This window comes from Ferrimonas sp. YFM, assembly GCF_030296015.1.
Classification (GTDB): Bacteria; Pseudomonadota; Gammaproteobacteria; order Enterobacterales; family Shewanellaceae; genus Ferrimonas.
The window spans coordinates 955,560-976,034 of sequence record NZ_AP027368.1 but is presented as its reverse complement, the minus strand read 5'-3'; the positions used below and the strand labels follow the sequence as shown (position 1 = coordinate 976,034).

The 20,475-nt window shown below is 58.6% G+C and carries 16 protein-coding genes; 5 read left to right on the top strand and 11 right to left on the bottom strand.

The window, feature by feature from the left end; translation table 11 throughout:
- Window positions 1–44: 44 nt before the first annotated feature.
- The 8 genes from carB to dnaK all read right to left on the bottom strand — a co-directional run bounded on the left by carB (window position 45) and on the right by dnaK (window position 12,343).
- Window positions 45–3,266 carry a carbamoyl-phosphate synthase large subunit gene (gene carB / locus QUE41_RS04650; protein WP_286341765.1) on the bottom strand — a complete coding sequence of 1,074 codons (3,222 nt, stop codon included), beginning with the start codon at window positions 3,264–3,266 and terminating at the stop codon, window positions 45–47.
- Between the two features lie 22 nt (window positions 3,267–3,288).
- Window positions 3,289–4,428: a glutamine-hydrolyzing carbamoyl-phosphate synthase small subunit gene (gene carA, locus QUE41_RS04645; protein ID WP_286341764.1), complete on the bottom strand. Its 1,140-nt coding sequence runs from the start codon at window positions 4,426–4,428 to the stop codon at window positions 3,289–3,291.
- A gap of 173 nt (window positions 4,429–4,601) precedes the next feature.
- The gene (dapB, locus tag QUE41_RS04640) at window positions 4,602–5,411 is read right to left on the bottom strand and encodes a 4-hydroxy-tetrahydrodipicolinate reductase (protein ID WP_286341763.1); all 810 of its coding nucleotides are present in this window, start codon (window positions 5,409–5,411) and stop codon (window positions 4,602–4,604) included.
- A 145-nt stretch (window positions 5,412–5,556) separates the two neighbouring features.
- Window positions 5,557–6,168, bottom strand: coding sequence for a BamJ family beta-barrel-assembly machinery protein (gene bamJ, locus QUE41_RS04635; protein WP_286341762.1), 612 nt, complete (start codon window positions 6,166–6,168; stop codon window positions 5,557–5,559).
- Window positions 6,169–6,297: 129 nt separating this feature from the next.
- Window positions 6,298–7,089: a M48 family metallopeptidase gene (locus tag QUE41_RS04630; RefSeq protein WP_286341761.1), complete on the bottom strand. Its 792-nt coding sequence runs from the start codon at window positions 7,087–7,089 to the stop codon at window positions 6,298–6,300.
- Window positions 7,090–7,157: 68 nt separating this feature from the next.
- Complete coding sequence (locus QUE41_RS04625; protein WP_286341760.1) at window positions 7,158–9,104, bottom strand: alpha/beta hydrolase family protein; 1,947 nt, start codon at window positions 9,102–9,104, stop codon at window positions 7,158–7,160.
- Window positions 9,105–9,206: 102 nt separating this feature from the next.
- Window positions 9,207–10,340, bottom strand: coding sequence for a molecular chaperone DnaJ (dnaJ, locus tag QUE41_RS04620; protein ID WP_286341759.1), 1,134 nt, complete (start codon window positions 10,338–10,340; stop codon window positions 9,207–9,209).
- Window positions 10,341–10,426: 86 nt separating this feature from the next.
- Entirely contained in the window at window positions 10,427–12,343 is a 1,917-nt protein-coding gene (dnaK, locus tag QUE41_RS04615; protein ID WP_286341758.1) for a molecular chaperone DnaK, read from the bottom strand.
- Window positions 12,344–12,596: 253 nt separating this feature from the next.
- Here dnaK and QUE41_RS04610 point away from each other — a divergent pair, with 253 nt between their 5' ends.
- Complete coding sequence (locus QUE41_RS04610) at window positions 12,597–13,523, top strand: DMT family transporter (protein WP_286341757.1); 927 nt, start codon at window positions 12,597–12,599, stop codon at window positions 13,521–13,523.
- On the opposite strand, the gene QUE41_RS04605 is transcribed toward QUE41_RS04610, so the two are convergent.
- Window positions 13,509–14,357 (bottom strand): LysR family transcriptional regulator, encoded by an 849-nt coding sequence (locus tag QUE41_RS04605; RefSeq protein WP_286341756.1) that lies wholly within the window; start codon window positions 14,355–14,357, stop codon window positions 13,509–13,511. The genes QUE41_RS04610 and QUE41_RS04605 overlap by 15 nt on opposite strands.
- Window positions 14,358–14,474: 117 nt before the next feature.
- Between QUE41_RS04605 and QUE41_RS04600 the strand changes: the two genes are divergently transcribed.
- A complete protein-coding gene (locus QUE41_RS04600; protein ID WP_286341755.1) occupies window positions 14,475–15,203 on the top strand; it encodes an SDR family oxidoreductase in 729 nt (242 codons plus the stop codon).
- A 166-nt stretch (window positions 15,204–15,369) separates the two neighbouring features.
- The gene (locus QUE41_RS04595) at window positions 15,370–16,074 is read left to right on the top strand and encodes a L,D-transpeptidase family protein (protein ID WP_286341754.1); all 705 of its coding nucleotides are present in this window, start codon (window positions 15,370–15,372) and stop codon (window positions 16,072–16,074) included.
- Here the strand turns inward: QUE41_RS04595 and grpE are convergent.
- On the bottom strand, window positions 16,064–16,654 hold the full coding sequence (grpE, locus tag QUE41_RS04590; RefSeq protein ID WP_286341753.1) for a nucleotide exchange factor GrpE: 591 nt from the start codon (window positions 16,652–16,654) through the stop codon (window positions 16,064–16,066). The two genes, QUE41_RS04595 and grpE, sit on opposite strands and share 11 nt — an antisense overlap.
- 120 nt (window positions 16,655–16,774) lie before the next feature.
- On the opposite strand from grpE, the gene nadK reads away from it, so the two are divergent.
- Window positions 16,775–17,659, top strand: a complete 885-nt coding sequence (nadK, locus tag QUE41_RS04585) for an NAD(+) kinase (RefSeq protein ID WP_286341752.1) — start codon at window positions 16,775–16,777, stop codon at window positions 17,657–17,659.
- Window positions 17,660–17,695: 36 nt separating this feature from the next.
- Here the strand turns inward: nadK and QUE41_RS04580 are convergent, their stop codons facing one another.
- The gene (locus tag QUE41_RS04580) at window positions 17,696–18,388 is read right to left on the bottom strand and encodes an SDR family oxidoreductase (RefSeq protein ID WP_286341751.1); all 693 of its coding nucleotides are present in this window, start codon (window positions 18,386–18,388) and stop codon (window positions 17,696–17,698) included.
- Window positions 18,389–18,545: 157 nt separating this feature from the next.
- On the opposite strand from QUE41_RS04580, the gene recN reads away from it, so the two are divergent.
- Window positions 18,546–20,210 carry a DNA repair protein RecN gene (recN, locus tag QUE41_RS04575; RefSeq protein WP_286341750.1) on the top strand — a complete coding sequence of 555 codons (1,665 nt, stop codon included), beginning with the start codon at window positions 18,546–18,548 and terminating at the stop codon, window positions 20,208–20,210.
- The last annotated feature ends 265 nt before the right edge of the window (window positions 20,211–20,475 follow it).

The window sequence follows — 20,475 nt, the reverse complement described above, 5'->3', positions numbered from 1 at the left end:
CGGGTCACCCCTGCCGGCGTCTCAGTTAGGCTAAAAAACCCAGCTTACTTCAAACTGCGCTGATGCAGCTCCTGCACAGAACTGACCTTGCCACGGTCATCGGCCGCATGAGCCAGACAGGTGGCGAAAGCCGCGTTCATGGTAGTGGTGTAGTTCACCTTGTGCTGCAGGGCACCGCGACGCAGATGCTTGGAGTCCTCAATCGCCTGACGACCCTCGGTGGTGTTAACGATGTAGGTGTACTCATCGTTCTTGATGCGATCCAGAATGTGGGGGCGTCCCTCATGGATCTTATTCACCAGACGGGGGTTGATGCCCGCTTCCCCCAGTGCCACGGCGGTACCATGGGTGGCATCCAGCTGGTAGCCAAGCTCGATGAGCTGGCTGGCCAGATCCGCCACCCGGGCCTTATCACCCTGACGAACGGAGAGCAAAGCCCGGCCGGACTTGGGCACATCCTTGATGGCGCCCAGCTGCGCCTTGGCATAAGCCTCGGCGAAGGTATCGCCTACGCCCATCACCTCACCGGTAGAACGCATCTCTGGACCCAGCAGGGGATCCACGCCAGGGAACTTGTTGAACGGCAGCACCACCTCCTTGACGGAGTAGTAAGGCGGAATCACCTCCTGGGTGAAGTCCTGCGCCTTCAGGCTGGTACCTGCCATCACCCGGGCGGCGATCTTGGCCAGGGGCACACCGGTGGCCTTGGACACGAAAGGCACGGTACGGGCGGCACGGGGGTTCACCTCGATGAGATAGATGGCGTCGTCCTTCACCGCGAACTGCACGTTCATCAGACCCACCACGCCCAGTTCCAGGGCCAGCTTGCGCACCTGATCCCGCATCCTGTCCTGAACATCCTGGCTCAGGGTGTAGGGAGGCAGGGAACAGCCGGAGTCACCGGAGTGAACACCCGCCTGCTCAATGTGCTCCATGATGCCGCCGATAACCACATCCACACCGTCGCAGACAGCGTCCACGTCCACCTCAGTGGCGTCGTCCAGGAAGCGGTCCAGCAGTACCGGAGATTCGTTGGACACGCTGACCGCCTCGTTGAAGTAACGGCGCAGGTCCTGCTCGTCGTAGACGATCTCCATGGCGCGGCCACCCAGTACATAGGAGGGGCGCACCACCAGGGGGTAGCCGATGCGCTCGGCATCCAGAACCGCCTGCTCCAGAGTGGTCACCGTGCTGTTCTCCGGCTGCTTCAGGCCCAGGCGCTCGACCGCCTGCTGGAAACGCTCCCGGTCTTCGGCGCGGTCGATGGCGTCCGGGCTGGTGCCGATGATGGGCACACCGGCCGCTTCCAGGGCACGAGCCAGTTTCAGCGGAGTCTGACCGCCGTACTGAACAATTACGCCCTTAGGCTGCTCAACGCGGGCAATCTCCAGCACATCCTCCAGAGTCACCGGCTCGAAGTAGAGGCGGTCGGAGGTGTCGTAGTCTGTGGACACGGTTTCCGGGTTGCAGTTGACCATGATGGTCTCATAGCCATCCTCACGCATCGCCAGGGCGGCATGGACACAGCAGTAATCGAACTCGATACCCTGACCGATACGGTTAGGACCACCGCCGATCACCATGATCTTGTCTTTGTCGGAGGGCTGAGCCTCACACTCCTCCTCGTAGGTGGAGTACATGTAGGCGGTGTTGGTGGCAAACTCGGCGGCACAGGTGTCCACCCGCTTGTACACAGGCAGCACCTGCTGGCGCTGACGCAACTTACGAATTTCAGACTCGGAATGAGCCAGCAGCTGGCCCAGGCGAGCATCGGAGAAGCCTTTGCGCTTCAGCTTGCGCATGAAGTCGGCATCCAGACCGGCAAAACCGCGCTCCTTCACCTGCTCCTCCAGATTCACCAGCTCTTCCAGCTGCACCAGGAACCAGCGGTCGATGTGGGTCAGCTTGTGAATCGCTTCCATGGACAGGCCGGCGCGGAAGGCGTCGCCCACAAACCAGATGCGCTCACAACCCGGCTCCTGCAGCTCGTAGCGAATCTTGGACAGAGAGTCGTTCTCCTCCAGGTTGACCACGGAGTCCAGACCGTTCATGCCGGTCTCCAGGCCGCGCAGGGCTTTCTGCAGGGACTCCTGGAAGGTACGGCCGATGGCCATCACCTCACCCACAGACTTCATCTGGGTGGTCAGACGGTCGTTGGCACCGGAGAACTTCTCGAAGTTGAAGCGCGGCACCTTGGTAACCACGTAGTCAATGGAGGGCTCAAAGGAGGCCGGGGTGGCGCCACCTGTGATGTCGTTCTGCAGCTCATCCAGGGTGTACCCCACAGCCAGTTTGGCCGCCACCTTGGCGATGGGGAAACCGGTGGCCTTGGAAGCCAGGGCGGAGGAGCGGGACACCCGGGGGTTCATCTCGATGATCACCAGGCGACCATCTTTGGGGTTCACCGCCCACTGTACGTTGGAGCCACCGGTCTCGACGCCGATCTCCCGCAGCACGTTCATGGAGGCGGTGCGCATCAGCTGATACTCCTTGTCGGTCAGCGTCTGGGCTGGGGCGACAGTGATGGAGTCTCCGGTGTGCACCCCCATGGGGTCGAAGTTTTCGATGGAACAGACGATGATGCAGTTGTCGGCGCGGTCCCGCACCACCTCCATCTCGTACTCCTTCCAACCGATGAGGCTCTCATCGATCAGCAGTTCATTGGTGGGGGAGAGATCCAAACCATTGGTACAGATGGTCTCAAACTCCTCCCGGTTGTAGGCGATGCCGCCGCCGGAACCGCCCATGGTAAAGGAGGGACGGATGATGCAGGGGAAGCCCACCTGATCCAGGACCGCGTTGGCCTCCTCCATGGTGTGAGCGATGCCGGAGCGCGGAGTCTCCAGGCCGATGGACTTCATCGCCTTGTCGAAACGGGCCCGGTCTTCCGCCTTGTCGATGGCGTCGGCGGTGGCGCCGATCATCTGCACACCGAACTCCTCGAGGACGCCGTGCTTCTCCAGTTCCAGGGCGCAGTTCAGCGCAGTCTGGCCGCCCATGGTGGGCAGTACGGCGCAGGGACGCTCCTTCTCGATGATCTTGCGCACCACCTCCCAGTGGATGGGCTCGATGTAGGTGGCGTCGGCCATCTCAGGGTCGGTCATGATGGTGGCCGGGTTGGAGTTCACCAGAATCACCCGGTAACCCTCTTCCCTCAGGGCCTTACAGGCCTGGGCGCCGGAGTAATCAAACTCACAGGCCTGGCCAATCACAATGGGGCCGGCGCCCAGAATCAGAATGCTTTGAATGTCGGTACGTTTTGGCATTGTTCTATCTCTTCACTCCGGACTACTGGGCGGCTCTGGCTTGCATCAGTTCGATAAAGTGATCGAACAGCGGGGCGGCATCGTGAGGCCCGGGGCTCGCTTCAGGGTGACCCTGGAAGGAGAAGGCGGGCTTGTCGGTGCGGTGAATCCCCTGCAGGGTGCCGTCGAACAGGCTCTTATGGGTGGCCTTGAGGTTGGCGGGCAGGCTGGCTTCGTCTACGGCAAAACCGTGGTTCTGAGCGGTGATCATCACCTGGCCACCTTCGAGGTCCTTCACCGGGTGGTTACCACCGTGGTGACCGAACTTCATCTTCAGCGTGTTGGCGCCGGAGGCCAGGGCCAGCAGCTGATGCCCCAGGCAGATGCCAAACACAGGAACCTCGGTCTCCAGGATGTGGCGAATCGCTTCGATGGCGTAGTCGCAGGGCTCCGGGTCGCCGGGGCCATTGGAGAGGAAGATGCCGTCCGGGTTCATCGCCAGCACGTCGGCGGCCGGTGTCTGGGCCGGCACCACGGTGACGTCACAGCCACGGTCTACCAGCATCCGCAGGATGTTCTGCTTTACGCCATAGTCGTAGGCCACCACCTTGAACTTGAGCTCCTCGGACGGCGTGTCACTGGGCAGACCGCCCATCAGCTTCCAGGAACCTTTACGCCAGCTGTAGGGTTCGCTGACGGTCACCTCTTTGGCCAGGTCCATCCCCTTGAGGCCGGGGAAGGCCTGAGCCAGCTCCTGAGCCTTGGCCACCTCGGCTTCTCCGGTGATGATGCAGCCGGCCTGGGCGCCCTTCTCCCGAAGAACCCGGGTCAGCTTGCGGGTATCGATATCGGCGATGCCAACAACATTGTGCTGCTTAAGGTAATCGGAAAGGGTTTGTTCGTTTCTGAAATTGGATGCCAGGGCTGGCAGGTCACGGATGATGAGGGCGGTAGCATGAATGGCTGAGGATTCGACGTCTTCGGAATTGGTTCCGGTGTTACCTATGTGAGGGTAAGTAAGAGTAACAATTTGACGTGAATAGGAAGGATCGGTCAGGATTTCTTGATAACCAGTCATAGAAGTGTTAAAAACGACTTCTCCGACAGCATTTCCATCGGCACCTATAGAAGTACCATGGAAAACAGTGCCGTCCTGGAGCACTAATAGGGCAGTTTTGTTCAACTTGACCTCCCACCAGATTATTTATAAGTTATTGTTTTTACGTTGGTACAGAACGTAAACCTCCAACTTGCCAAGGGCAAAAACTGTATTTTTGGCAAATTCCGGAAATTATAGCGACCAAAGTCTCATTTGTATATAGGCAAGTAGAAAAAAAGGGCTAAAAAGCCCCTTTCTTATTTGAAACCCAATACTTGCTGCATGTCATACAGCCCGTTATCCCTCGATGACAACCAGAGCGCGGCCCGCATGGCCCCATTGGCAAAGGTCATTCGGCTGGACGCCTTATGGGTTATCTCCAGTCGCTCACCGATGTCGGCAAACAGGGCGGTATGCTCACCGACGATGTCCCCGGCACGGATGGTGGAGAAGGCGATGGTCTGGCGATCCCGTTCCTCGGTAATCCCCTCCCGGCCATAGATGGCACACTCTTCCAGATCCCGTCCCAGGGTGTCGGCAATCACCTCACCCATGCGCAGAGCGGTACCGGATGGCGCATCCTTCTTATACCTGTGGTGGCCCTCGATGATCTCGATGTCGGTGTAGTCGCCCATCACCTGTGCTGCGGTTTCCAGCAGCTTGAACAGCAGGTTCACCCCTACTGCCATGTTGGGGGCCAGCACTATGGGCAGGTCCTGGGCCAGCTCGGCGATGCGCTCCTTCTGATGGCTGTTGAAGCCTGTGGTGCCAATGGCCATGGGCTTGCCATGCTGGGCACACCAGGCCGCCAGCTCCACGGTAGACTCGGGATTGGTGAAATCGATCAGCACGTCGAAGTCATCACTGACCAGATCCGGTTTATCCACCAGGGTAACGCCTACGGAGCCGTGGCCAATCAGGTCACCGGCATCCACACCCATCAGAGTCGATCCAGAACGCTCGATGGCCGCCCCCAAACGAATCTGAGGATGGGCCAGTGCGGCTTCAATCAGGGTGCGGCCCATTCGGCCGCTGGCACCCACTATGGCAACCCGGACTTTATCCATGGTTTACAGCTCCCTACTCTCTTTAACTATCCGATCCATCATATGCCTAATGACAGGGGACTTAAAGGGGGTCTCACTCTCCCATAACCGGCACCAAGAGAGTCCATAAAAAAAGGGGGAAGCCTTGGCTTCCCCCTTATGTCCCTTACTTAATCTCCAGCAGCTCCACTTCGAAGACCAGAGCGGAGAAGGGAGGGATGGCACCACCGGCACCGCGCTCGCCGTAGGCCAGCTGGTGAGGGATGTACAGCTTCCACTTGGCACCCTTGCTCATCATCTGCAGGGCTTCGGTCCAGCCAGCGATAACGCCGCTAACAGGGAACTCTACGGGCTCGCCACGCTCTACGGAGCTGTCGAACACGTTGCCATCGATAAAGGTACCGTGGTAGTGACAGGCAACAGTGCTGTTCAGGCCAGGCTTGTCGCCCTCACCTTCACTGATGATCTCGTACTGCAGGCCGGACTCAGTGGTGATTACGCCGTCACGCTTGGCGTTCTCCACCAGGAAGGCTTCGCCTTCAGAAGCGGCTTCTTTAGCCTTGGCTTCGCGGGCTTCCGCCAGACGCTGAGAGATAACAGCAAAAGCCTGCTGCAGCTCAGCCATCTCTACCAGGCTGTCTTTGCCTTCGAAAGCATCGGCCAGGCCCTGCTGAACGGCAGAGATCTCTACGCCTTCAAAGCTGTTGGCGGCCAGTTGCTCACCCAGCTGACGGCCTACGCCGTAGCTGGCCTTCTGTTCTACTGATTCGAACTTCATGGTATTGGTTCCGGTCGGGAAAAACTGTTGCGGAGTGTATCACCTTGGGAAAGGCGTGAACACAGGAGGGAGAGGAAAAGAGCCCGATTCAAACCGGCGGGCTCTTTCGGTTCAATCAATGAAGGTTAGTCAGCGCTTACACCGGGGTGTTACCCCCTGCCCCTGCGCCTGCTGAAACAGCGGCTGAACCTGGGGCTGCAACGACTTCAAATCACCAATTCGGGTACTGTGGGAGGGGTGGGTAGAGAGCAGCTCAGGTGGCGCATCGCCACCACTGGCCTCAGCCATGTTGTGCCAGAGATCCACCGCCTGCCCAGGGTCGAATCCTGCCCTGGCCATCAGCTCGGCGCCCATCACATCCGCTTCGCTCTCCTGGGTGCGGCCATAAGGCAGGGTGATCCCCACCTGAACCCCAAGCCCCAGGCCCGCCATATACACATCCTTATTGGCGTTGCCCTTGAGGAAGATGTCGGCAATCTGCAGGCCGGCGTTGCTGAGCTGGGAGCGGGAGACCCGCTCATTGCTGTGCCTGGCCAGCACGTGAGCCACCTCATGGCCCATCACCGCCGCCAGCTGATCCTGGTTTTTGGCCACCTCCAGCAAGCCGGTGTAAACACCGATATGTTTGCCGGGCAGAGCGAAGGCGTTCACCTGCTCCGAGTCGAACACCACCACTTCCCAGGCCTTGGGGTCATCACCCAGGGCGGTGATGATGCCATCGGCGACACACTGGACATAGGCGTTGGTGGCCTTGTCGGTGGAGAGGGTCTCCTTCTCCTTAATCTGGGCAAAGGACTGATCCCCCATCTGCGCCATCTCCTGGGGAGAGAACAGCAACATCTGATCCCGGCCGGTGGGCGACTGATGGGTCGCACAGGAGGTCAGCAGGCCCAGGAGTGAGAGGGTGGCAATCAATCGCATATCGTTCTCCATAAAAAACTGAGGGGCGCTTGCGCGCCCCTCTAGGTTAACCGAAATCGGCTGTGAAACTACAGCTTCAGATTGTCGTCCAGGAAACTGAGGATCTCGCCATAGACTTCGATTCGGGTCTTTTCATCAAAGACGCCATGCCCCTCTTTATCCAGCTCCACCCACTTATAGGAGAGCTTGTGTTGATCCAGGGCCTTGCGCAGTGCCTCGGCATGCTCGATAGGCACTCGCTCATCCTCGCCGCCATGGATGATCAGCAGCGGAATCTTCAGCTTGTCCACATTGTGAACCGGGGAGAAAGCCTTCATGTTACTGTCATCCTCACCCACCACGTCCTTGAGGTAACGCACGCCGGACTTGCGGGTTGGGATATCCCCCACCTCATACATCAGCTCCAGGTCGTAGACCCCGGCAAAGCCGATGGCACACTGAAACAGATCCGGTGCCAGAATGGGTGCCTGCAGAGCAGAGTAACCGCCGAAGGAGCCGCCGTAGATGCAGATGTTGTCTTTATCTACCTTGCCCTGCTCAATCATATGCCGGGTGGCATCGATGATGTCGTACTGGATCTTGCTGCCCCAGTTTCGGTAACCGGCCACCTCATAGTTGCGGCCATAACCGCCGGAGCCGCGGAAGTTCACCTGCAGCACCGCCATACCCCGGCTGGCCAGCATCTGAGTCTCTTCGTTGTACGTCCAGTGATCCCTGGGGCCGTGAGGGCCACCATGAGGATTGACCACCAAGGGCAGGTTCTTGACCTCCTTGCCGGCAGGAACAGTAAGATAACCATGGATGGTCATGCCATCGCGGGCCTTGAAGCTGAAGGGCTCAACCGTGGCCGCTGTCTTGCTGTCCACCCAACCGCGACTGGCCAGCAGGGGACGGACATTGTTCTTTTTGCGGTCGTACAGATAATAGGTGCCGGGGTTGGTGTCACTGTAGGCAAGTACGACGGCCAGATTGCCATCCAGGGTTTGGCTGGTGATGGCCACCTGATGGCCAGGGAAGGCCTGCAACAGTCCCTTCAGGGTCTGGGCATCACGGCTCTTACCGTCAACAAACACATAACTGGGATACCCGGGTTCCACCTCCAGCGCGTAGAGGTTTTTACCATCGGCAGAGAACTTCCAGCCAGAGGGGTTCACCACATCGTCGCGGTACACTACCTTGCTCTTACCCGTCTTCAGGTTGACCTTCTTCAGTGCCTGCAGGCTGTGGTCGTTGTCATCCAGCACATAGACCTCATCCTTGGAGGCAAAGGAAAGGGGATAGATGTCTCCGTCGTTACTCTCCTCATCGTAGAACAGGGTCCAGTCGTCCCCCTTACCTTCCCGGTAGTACATCTTGTAGAAGCCGTCGTTGTTGGTGCCGGCAACGAAGCGCACCTCACCATCATGGTCTGTCAGGAAACCTGAGTAAGCCACCGGGGCGTAAGCCACCTTCTTGCGTTTGCCATTGTGGATGTTCACCTTGAATACGGTGGCATTGCGATCCCCCTTGGAGCTCATGGGGGTGGACTTGATCAGCACATAGTCCTCATCCTCAGGCAGAGGATCGATCATATGGCCCCAGGCCTGAATGGGATCAGAGCCCTTGGCCAGGCGAGTGCCCGTACTGAATTTCCCTGAGTTGTAACCAAACAGATAGAGGGGCTTTTTGCCATTGAAATCCACGGCCATCAGCTCACCATAGTCCTGAGGCTGGGCAATCCAGCCCTTGAGGTACTCCTTGGTGGTCACCAGGCGATCGTTACTGGCCCAGTAGTAGGCGCCGACCTGGCCATTACCCCTATAACGGATGGCGTGACGCATCTTCAGGGTGTCGGTGTCCAGGATCAGGATTATCTGCTTGCCATCGGCCTTGGTCAGCATCGCCAGGTGATCCCCTTCAGGGGAGATTTTTACTGAATAGGCCTGGCTGGCCTTGGCAAAATGCTCCACCGGCGGCTCGGCAGCCCAGGCGGGCAGGGCCAGCACAATGGCCAGCAAGGAAAGAAGTCGGGTCACGGAAACGCTCCTTGTTACATGGGTGATTCTTATAGGTTTCCGCATGTTAAAGAAAAAGAGCCGCTGTTAAAAGCGGCTCTTTTATAAATGGGATTCAGTCGGTTAACTGGTCAGGTCGTCGAAAAACTTCTTCACACCATCGAAGAAACCTTCCGCCTTGGGGCTGTGCTTCTTGGAGGAACCGGACATGGTCTGCTCCAGCTCACGCAACAGCTCCTTCTGACGCTCGGTCAGATTCACCGGGGTTTCGATGATCACCTTGCAGATCAGATCGCCCACCGCATGACTGCGTACTGACTTCACGCCCTTACCGCGCAGGCGGAACATGCGACCGGTCTGAGTCTCCGCAGCCACCTTGAGGCTGACGCGACCGTCCAGGGTCGGCACCTCGATGTCGCCGCCCACTGCGGCGGTGGCAAAGCTGATGGGCACTTCGCAGTAAAGGTTGTTGCCATCGCGCTCGAAGATGGGGTGGTCTTTGACGTGCACCTGTACATACAGGTCACCCGCTGGTGCGCCCACTTCACCCGCTTCCCCTTCACCGGAGAGACGAATGCGGTCACCGGTATCCACGCCGGCGGGGATCTTCACAGACAGGGTCTTGGTCTTCTCGACACGGCCCTGGCCATGACACTTGCCACAGGGGTCCTTGATCACCTTGCCCTTACCACGACAGGTAGGACAGGTCTGGTTCACCGCGAAGAAGCCCTGGCGCATCTGAACCTGGCCCTGGCCATGGCAGGTACCACAGGTCTGAGCGCTGGAACCGGACTTGGCACCGCTGCCGTTGCAGCTGTCACAAGTGGCCAGAACGGGAATGCGGATCTCCTTGGTGATCCCCTTAACCGCTTCCTCCAGGGTCAGCTCCATGTTGTAGCGCAGGTCGTTGCCACGGGCAGGACCGGCACGACCGCCCCGGCGGCCGCCGCCAAAGATATCGCCAAACACGTCACCGAAGATGTCACCGAAATCGCCACCGGCACCACCACCGAAGCCACCGCCACGGTTGGGGTCCACACCAGCGTGGCCAAATTGATCATAGGCAGCCCGCTTTTCGGAATCGGTAAGGATCTCGTAGGCTTCCTTGACCTCCTTAAAGCTCTCCTCCGCCTTGGCATCTCCCGGATTGCGGTCCGGGTGGAACTTCATCGCCAGGCGCTTGTAGGCCTTTTTAATATCTCGCTCGCTGGCATCTCTCGCCACCCCGAGCACTTCGTAGAAATCGCGTTTGGACATATCTCTAGCCGTCAGTAGTCTCGCAAAAACGGGCGGTCGGTGGTACCGAACGCCCGTTGTGTTGTCAGGTCAAAGGACGTTAAGAATTACTTCTTGTCGTCTTTCACTTCTTCGAACTCGGCGTCTACCACGTCGTCCTGAGGCTGCTCAGTCTGTTGGGCGCCTTCGGCACCACCCTGAGCGGCCTGAGCCTTGGCCTGAGCAATCTCCATCAGCTTCTGGGAAGCCTGGATCAGCTCCTGGGTCTTGGCTTCAATGGCTTCCTTATCGGAACCCTTAGTCGCCTCTTCAACCTCTTTGATGGCCGCTTCAATCTTCTCTTTCTCGTCCGCAGGCAGCTCTTCACCCGCTTCCTCGATCTGCTTACGGGTGGCGTGAGCCAGACCATCAGCCTGGTTACGGGCCTGAACCAGCTCTTCGAACTTCTTGTCCTCTTCAGCGTGGGCTTCGGCTTCGTTCACCATCTTGCTGATCTCGTCCTCAGACAGACCGGAAGAGGCCTGAATGGTGATCTTCTGCTCTTTACCGGTGCCCTTGTCCTTGGCGGACACGTGCAGGATACCGTCGGCATCAATGTCGAAGGTCACTTCAATCTGAGGCAGACCACGAGGAGCCGCCTGGATGCCTTCCAGGTTGAAGTTACCCAGAGACTTGTTGGCGCCGGCTTGCTTACGCTCACCCTGCAGCACGTGAATGGTCACGGCAGACTGGTTGTCCTCGGCGGTGGAGAACACCTGAGACTTCTTGGTAGGGATGGTGGTGTTCTTCTCAATCAGAGAGGTCATCACGCCACCCATGGTCTCGATACCCAGAGACAGAGGGGTTACGTCCAGCAGCAGTACGTCTTTCACGTCACCGGCCAGTACGCCACCCTGAACCGCAGCACCCATGGCCACAGCTTCGTCAGGGTTCACATCCTTACGAGGATCTTTGCCGAAGAAATCGGCTACCGCAGCCTGTACCTTAGGCATACGAGTCTGACCACCAACCAGAATCACGTCCTGAACGTCGGAAACGGACAGGTCGGCGTCACGCAGGGCCACTTTCAGAGGCTCCAGAGAGCGGGTGATCAGATCTTCAACCAGGGCTTCCAGCTTGGCGCGGGTTACCTTGATGTTCATGTGCTTAGGACCGGTGGCATCTGCAGTCACGTAAGGCAGGTTCACTTCGGTCTGCTGAGCAGAGGAGAGTTCGATCTTGGCTTTCTCGGCAGCTTCTTTCAGACGCTGCATCGCCAGGGGATCGTTCTTCAGGTCAATGCCCTGCTCTTTCTTGAACTCTTCTACCAGGTAGTTGATCAGACGGTTATCGAAGTCTTCACCACCCAGGTGGGTGTCACCGTTGGTGGCCAGTACTTCGAAGGTCTTCTCACCTTCAACTTCGTCGATCTCGATGATGGAGATATCGAAGGTACCACCACCCAGGTCGTAGACGGCGATGATGTTGTCACCGGTCTTCTTGTCCAGGCCATAGGCCAGGGCAGCAGCGGTAGGCTCGTTGATGATGCGCTTCACATCCAGACCCGCGATACGACCGGCATCTTTGGTGGCCTGACGCTGGGAGTCGTTGAAGTAGGCAGGAACGGTAATTACCGCTTCAGTCACCTCTTCACCCAGGTAGTCTTCCGCAGTCTTCTTCATCTTCTTCAGAACTTCTGCAGATACCTGAGGCGCAGCCATCTTCTTACCCTGGGCCTCAACCCAGGCGTCACCGTTGTCAGCCTCAACAATCTTGAAAGGCATGATGTCGATGTCACGCTGTACCACTTCATCTTTGAAGCGACGACCAATCAGACGCTTGATGGCGAACAGAGTGTTGTGAGGGTTGGTAACCGCCTGGCGCTTGGCAGGCTGACCGACGAGAATCTCGTCATCGGTGTAGGCGATGATAGAAGGAGTAGTACGATCCCCTTCCGCGTTCTCAATAACCTTAGGCTTGTCGCCATCCAGGATAGCCAGACAGCTGTTGGTGGTACCCAGGTCGATGCCGATGATCTTGCCCATCGAAAGCCTCCAAAAAATACGTTTATATCTAAAGCTAACTAAGCTAATTCTTTCGTTAACCCCTATCTGGGGTTAGCGCCCTGCCCTTTCAAGGGGGCAATTAAAAATTTTTCCCTGTGGATGGCAGGGATATGGGGCCTGCAGAGAAAAAACCAAGGGGGCGACACAAAAATTTGATCAAAATCCGTGCTCAAGCAGGATTGTATACAATATAATGAGCCCGCCTGTTGTTTGGTCCCTGTGAAGTTTTCCAATGGTTAAGAATCAACGTCGTGCCCTGATGTACGGTGGCGGAGCGGTGCTGGCCTGGTCCACCGTCGCCTCCGCCTTTAAGCTCTCCCTGCAGCACCTGTCTCCCAGTCAGTTGCTGCTCTATGCCGCCCTGGTGTCAACCGTGGCACTGGCCGCCATGGTGGTAGCCCAAGGCAAAGTGGCGCTGATTCGCCGCCAGCTCAAAGCCACGCCCATGCGCTACCTGCAAAGCGGCCTGCTTAACCCTTTCCTCTATTATCTGGTGCTCTTTGGCTGTTACGACCTGCTGCCGGCCCAGCAGGCCCAGCCGCTGACCTACACCTGGGCCATCCTGTTCAGCCTGTTGTCGGTCCCCCTGTTGGGGCAGAAACTCAAGGCCTGGGATCTGGTGGCGGCGGCAGTTGCCTATGGCGGCGTGGTGGTGATCGCCACCGGCGGTCAATTGCTGGATTTCGAGATGGAATCCCCAGTGGGGTATGGACTGGGTTTGCTGTGTACCCTGCTTTGGTCGCTCTACTGGATAGTCAACGCCCGGGACAAGGGCGATCCTGTGGTCAGCCTGCTGCTGAGTTTCCTGATTGGCCTGCCGTTTATCTTCGCCGCCAGCTGGTACAGAGATGGACTGACCCTGCCCAGCCTGGAGGGGCTGGCAGGCGCCACCTACATAGGACTGTTCGAGATGGGTTTTACCTTCGTGCTCTGGCTTAAGGCCCTGAAGAGCGCGGAGCGTACCGCCCCCATTACCAATATGGTGTTCCTGGCCCCCTTCCTGTCGCTGTTCTTTATCTCCACCCTGGTGGGCGAGACCATCGCCCCGGCCACCTTCACCGGCCTGGCGCTGATCGTCCTGGCTCTGGTGAGCCAGCAACTGGGTCCCAGGCTCAGGCCATTGCGACGCACCAAGGTGGCCGACTCAGGCTCTGTGTGATCCCCAGGCTTCGGCGGCGCCCAGCAGCGCCGCCTGAGCCGGTTTGCCACTGTCACTGGCGTGCAGGGTCAGGCCAATGCGGCGAAACATCCTTGGCGCATCCAGGGCCACCTGAACCAAGTCATCGGCGGTTTCCAATACCCCCCAGGGCAGGAACGAGATCCCCACCCCGGCACTGACCAGGTGTCTCACCTGGGTCTTATGCTGAGCCTTGGCCACCAGATTGACCGAAAACCCCTCGCTGGCCAGCAGGCTCAGGGTCTGCTGATGGGCCTCGCAGGCCACGCACTCAATGAAATTGAAATCATTGAGATCGGCAATGGATACCCGTTCCCGGTCTGCCAACGGATGTTCTTTGGGAACACAGAGCACATAGTCCTCCTCCCACAAGGGCAGAAACAGTTCGTCCTCCCGCTTAAACACATCCAGTGTCACCCTGGCCTGGGCCTGCTCATCCTCATGGTCCAGCAGTTCCAGGCTGAGCTGAGGCGCCGCTGCGGTGCAGTGCCCCAGGAATCGGGCGTAGTGGCTGGGGCTGATGTCGTGAAAATTCCCCAGCGCCAAAGGCAGGCGGGCGCTGGCGTCATCAAACAACCGGCTCATTTTCTCCATCTGTCCCAGAGCCTGCAATGCCAGAGGGTAGAGCTGATGGGCCTCATCGGTAAGGTCCACTCCGCGCTTGTGGCGGCGGAACAAAGTGACCCCCATTTCGGACTCCAACTGCTTGATTGCCGCCGACAACGAGGGCTGAGAGACAAACACCCGCTGGGCGGCAGCGGTGATGGCCCGCTCCTCGAACACCGCCACGAAGCAGCGCAACAATCTTACATCCATAGGAAACACCTATCTCTAACAGAGAAAATTAATATTTTAAGGCTATGAAGCCTAGCACTATAGTGAGCGCCATCGCCAGGGCCATCGCCCTGCATCACCCCCTTTGGAGAGATTGTTATGACCAAGCCCCTGGTAATCATCACCGGCGCCAGTTCTGGCATCGGCGAAGCCACCGCACGCACCCTGTCCGCCGCTGGCCACCCACTGCTGCTGCTGGCCCGTCGCCTGGAAAAACTGGAGTCCCTGAACCTGCCCAACACCCTGTGTCGCAAGGTGGACGTGACTGACATGACCAGCTCAGACTTCGCCAATGCCATTGAGGAAGCGGAAGCCCAGTTCGGTCCCGCGGACTGCCTGATCAACAACGCCGGTGTGATGCTGCTGGGCGATGCCCATACCCAGAATCCCGCCGAGTGGCAGAAGATGCTGGATGTCAACGTGATGGGGCTGCTGAACGGCATCCATCTGGTGTTGGGCAAGATGCGTGAGCGCAAGTGCGGCACCATCATCAACATCAGCTCTGTCGCCGGTCGCAAGACCTTCCCCAACCATGTGGCCTACTGCGGCACCAAGTTCGCGGTACACGGCCTGTCGGAAACCCTGCGCGAAGAGGTGTGCGGTGACGATGTCCGGGTGATCACCATCGCTCCGGGCGCCGTTGAGACCGAACTGCTGAGTCACACCACCAGCGATGCCATTAAAGAGGGCTATGGCGAGTGGAAAGAGAGCATGGGTGGCGTTCTGTCATCTCAGGATGTGGCCAACGCCATTGAGTACGCCTACCGCCAGCCGCAAAACGTTCATATTCGTGAGATTGTCCTGACCACTACCCGTCAGCCCGCCTGATCTCACGCCAGTTAAGAGGCTCTCCCCCCAAATTTCGTCTGCTCTCAGGGGAGAGCCTCTGCCTTTATCTGCCCCACCAAGATCACGAACACCCCTCAGCCTTTATGATCCCCTAGCGCAAAAATGCTATGCTCCCCGGCAACCAGATTGCATTCGGAGAGAGATAATGGCAGCCAGATGGGCACTTTTAACAACAGTTATCACAGCTTTATGCCTGGCACCCGTATCCTCTACTCTGGCTCAAGGGAAGGCCGCCAAGCGGCTGGAGAGTGCCCTGGCGCGGATGCCTGGCGGCACCCTGCCGGTTCAACTGACCCTGGTGGCGATCAAGTCTGACTATCGTATGGAAGTGTGGGGCGCCGATGTTCTGGGGAACTGGTACCCACTGCGCACCTACCCCATCATGGGGTTCAGTGGTGGCCCAGGCCCCAAGCTGATGGAGGGCGACCTTCAGGTACCGGAGGGGGTCTACCGCCCGGTGGCCCTGAACCCCAACAGCAAATACCACCTCTCGGTGAAACTCAATTACCCCAATGGTCTGGACAAACACTACGCCCGGGCGGAGGGCCGCACCCGTCCCGGCGGAGATATCTTTATCCACGGTGACAAGGCCTCCAGCGGCTGCCTGGCCATGGGCAACACCGCCATCGAAGAGATCTACCATCTGGTGGAGCAGGTGGGCCTGGGCGACACCCAGGTAGTGATCTCCCCGGTCGATCCCCGCACCACCAAACTGCGCCCCTGGCCCTCCAGCCCGGTGTGGACCGAGCACAAATACCGGCGCATTCGGGACACGCTGGCCAGCCTGGGGCACAAAAAAAGCAGCCCGGAGGCTGCTTCTGCGTCAGTGTTCACCCCAATCAGGCGGTAGTGTCCACTGAGGGCTGATCGCTGCCCTTGGAGATCATCACCATGGCTGGGCGCAACAGGCGGCCATTCAGCTCATAACCCTTCTGCATCACAGCCATAACGGTATTGGCAGGAAACTCCTCGCTGGGCTGCATCGCCATCGCCTGGTGCTGGTCAGGGTTAAAGGGCTGACCCATAGGATCAATCTCCTTGATGCCAAACTTATCGACACCGGCGAGGAAGCCCTTGTAGGTCAGCTCCACACCCTCAAGCAGAGGTTTCACCGCTTCGTTGTCGGCATCCCCGGTGGCCAGGGCCCGCTCCAGGTTATCAATAACAGGCAGCAGTTCGCCGGCAAACTTCTCCAGGGCAAACTTACGGGCCTTCTCCACATCCTGGGCGCTGCGGCGACGGACATTTTCCATCTCGGCGTGAGCGCGGACAACGCTGTCCTTCTGCTCCTCCACCTTTGCCTGAGCGGCTGCCAGGGCGTTCTCCAATTCCTCTATGCGGGCGGCTTGTGGATCCTGCTCGGCATCAGCCTGCTGTTGCTCCATCTCAACCTCTTCTGGCTGCTCCACTTTTTGCTGCTCGTCGCTCATTTCAACTCCGGCTAAAAAACTTTATTCCCAAAGGCTCTGAGCCTATTATGGGGACTGATTTACGGACTTCAAGGGCCACAGAGCCACAAGATTCCCGTCCGCCCTACAGATGAGCAGAAGATGCAGACACACTTCAAATCCATTGGCCTTATCGGCAAGCCTCGCCACGAAGGCGCAAACCAGACTCTGGCGCAGCTGTTTTATTGGCTGGATAAGCAAGGATATGAAGTACTTATTGAGTCGAACATCGCCCGGGAACTGGGATGCACCAAGGCAGAAGCGGTAGAGATCAACGAAATTGGTGAGCGCTGCGATCTGGCCATAGTGGTGGGTGGCGACGGCAACATGCTGGGTGCGGCCCGGGTATTGTCCCGCTACGACATCGCCGTACTGGGGGTGAACCGGGGCAACCTGGGCTTCCTCACCGATGTGGACCCGGACCAGTTCAAACCCACGCTGACCAAGGTGCTGGCCGGCGAGTTTGACACCGAGAGACGATTCCTGCTTCGTACCGAAGTACATCGCCATGGAGAGCAGAAGGCCCACAACGTGGCCGTAAACGAAGCGGTTCTGCACGCCGGTAAAGTGGCTCATATGATCGATTTCGAGGTCTATATCGATGGCCACTTCATGTACAGCCAGCGTGCCGACGGCATGATTGTGGCCACCCCCACAGGGTCGACGGCCTACTCATTGAGCGCAGGCGGTGCCATCCTCACCCCCAAACTCAACGCCAATATTCTGGTGCCGATGTTTCCTCACACCCTGTCGTGCCGTCCCATCGTGGTCAACGGCGACAGTGAGATCACCCTGAAAGCCTCCTGCAACAGCCCGTCATCGGAACTGGCCATCAGCTGCGACAGCCAGGTAACCCTGCCCTGCCAGCCTGGTGACGAAATTCGCATTCGCAAGGCGGATGCCTGCCTGCGCCTGATCCACCCCAAGGGCTACAACTATTTCGAAGTGCTGCGCAGTAAGCTGGATTGGGGCAACAAACTGTTCTGATTTGCCTTCGCTGTAGTTCACATCCGCAGACCCTGTCTACCAGGGAATCGATTTGCCGTCTCGCAAGAAGGCGCCATTGGGGCCCTGGGGATCCAGGGTCGCTGCCCAGGTGATCCAGTTGGCCGACTCGGCCGGATCCCGGCTGGCCTGAGGCCCGCCCATGTCGGTTCTGGCCCAGCCAGGGCAGACGGAATTGACCTTAATCCCCTCATCGGACACCTCAGAAGCCACCACCCGGGTCAGCGCATTCAGGGCCGCCTTGGACACCCGGTAGGCCACCTGCAACTCTCCCATCTCGGCCAGAGAGCCATAGCCGGAGGAAACATTGACGATGCGCCCATAGCCCCTGGGACGCATCAGAGGCAGAATCATCTTGCACATCAGCATCGCCCCGGTGACGTTGGTCGTCAGAGTTTGCTGCCACTGCTCCAGAGTGATGTCCGACAGGGACTGCCCCTGATCGACAAAGATCCCGGCATTGTTCACCAGCACCTCAACCCCGCCGAACAACTGACCCAGCCAGGCTCCCAGGGCGTGAACCTGCTCGGCATCACACACATCCAGCATAAAGGGGCTGGCTTCTCCCCCCCTCTCCCGAATGGACTCCGCCACCCGGGTGGCGGCTTCATGGCTTCGGGCGCAGGTCACCACATGGTACCCCCTCTCAGCCAATTGATGAGCCACATGCCACCCCAGTCCTCTGTTGCTGCCGGTCACCACTGCTATCATGCAGACGCCTCCGAAAACCACCCTCAATGAACCATAGAAGGCGGTTACCCGCTGTACAACTTTTTGTCTCTGTTGCTTTACTGAGCAGAAAAAAGCCCTATACTGTCTTTCTATACTGTCTTTCCATACAGTATGTCGATTCATACAGGAAACTGAGATGCTGAGCCAACTGACGGTCTCCAACTTTGCCATTGTAAAATTCCTCGAGCTGGAGTTTCACTCCGGAATGACCACCATCACCGGGGAAACCGGTGCCGGTAAGTCCATCGCCATTGATGCCCTGGGGCTTTGCCTTGGTGGCCGGGGGGAAGCCGCCATGGTGCGCCCCGGCGCCCCCCGGGCTGAACTGTCTGCCTGCTTCGACATCAGTGCCATTCCCGACGCCGTCCACTGGCTAAAGGAGAATGAGCTGGACGACGAGGACCAGTGCATTCTCAGGCGCAGCATCAGCGGTGAAGGACGCTCCAAAGCCTGGATCAATGGCCAGCCGGTGCCTCTGGCCCAGCTCAAGGCCCTGGGCCAGATGCTGCTCACCATCCACGGCCAGCATGCCCATCAGGGGCTGCTGCAGAGTCAGACCCAGCAAAGCCTGCTGGACAACTATGCCGCCCATCATGGTTTGCTGGAGGCTTGTGCCAACGCTTACCGGCGCTGGAAGCACCTGGACAATGAGTTGGTGCGTCTGCGCGACGAGCAGGAACAACGTCAGGCCCGTCGGCAGCTGCTGGAGTACCAGGTTCAGGAGTTGGATGAATTTGGCCTGGAGCCGGGGGAGTTTCAGAACATTGAAGCTGAACACAAACGGCTGGCCAACTGCACCACCCTCATGGAGCAGAGCCAGCGTGCTTGCTACCTGCTCAGTGAAGGGGAAGAGGTAAACGCCCTGTCTCTGCTTCAACAGGCGATAGGTGAGGTGGAAACCCTTGCCGGTGACGATGCCGCCCTGGCGCCCACTGTCGAGCTTCTTCATGAGGGGCTGATTCAACTGCAGGAGGGCGCCGCCGAGCTGGATCGCTACCATCAGAGCCTGGAGATGGATCCGGAGCGGTTCCACGAATTGGAGGAGCGTCTCTCCAAAGCCATGACCCTGGCGCGCAAGCACCAGGTTAAAGCCGCCGATCTGGCCGACTTCCACACCCAGCTGGCCCAGGAGCTCTCCGCCATCGGTGCCGGAGAGGAGCGCCTCGAGCAACTGGAACTGGAACGTGACCAGGCCAGAGAGGCCTGTGGCCAGTCCGCCCAGCGACTCAGCAAGAGCCGCCAGCGTTATGCCAAAGAGCTGAATAAGCAGATCACCGCCAACCTCAGAGAGCTGGCCCTGCCTCATGCCAAGTTCCATATAGAGGTGAACTTCGAACCACAATCGCTCTCCCCCAGCGGCAGCGACCGGTTGCAGTTCCTGGTCTCCACCAACCCGGGACAACCTTTGCAGCCCCTGGGCAAGGTAGCCTCAGGGGGCGAGTTGTCTCGCATCAGTTTGGCGATCCAGGTGATCACCGCTCGCAAGGTGGCCACCCCGACCCTGATCTTCGACGAAGTGGATGTGGGGATCTCCGGCCCCACCGCAGCAGTGGTGGGAAGGATGCTGCGTACTCTGGGTGAGTCGACCCAGGTCTTCTGCGTTACCCACCTGCCTCAGGTGGCCGGCAATGGCCATAACCATATGTTCGTCAGCAAGTCCACCAAGGGAAAAGCCACCGAGACCCTGATGATTCCCCTGGCTCAGGAGCAGCGCCTGGGTGAATTGGCCAGGCTGCTGGGAGGGGACAGCATTACCGATGCCACCCTGGCCAATGCCAGAGAGCTATTGGTCGAAGAGTGATCCCCCCCAGAAATCAACAGGTGCCGGCCCATCCGGCACCTCGATCCCACTTTCCCACCAGGTGTGATCCCCGCCAAATCCGCTTGCGAGTTTTTTAATCAGGTTCGCAAGATCTTCATCTAATAATCTGAGTTTTGCGGATCCAGCCGACGAATCTCCGGCTTTTTTAACGCAGGTAATGTTTCTGTCATATCTCGCAAACTTTCAGAAAAAAGTCTGCGAAACGTCACAAAACCGGGGTGATGGACGGGTTATTTTGGTCCCA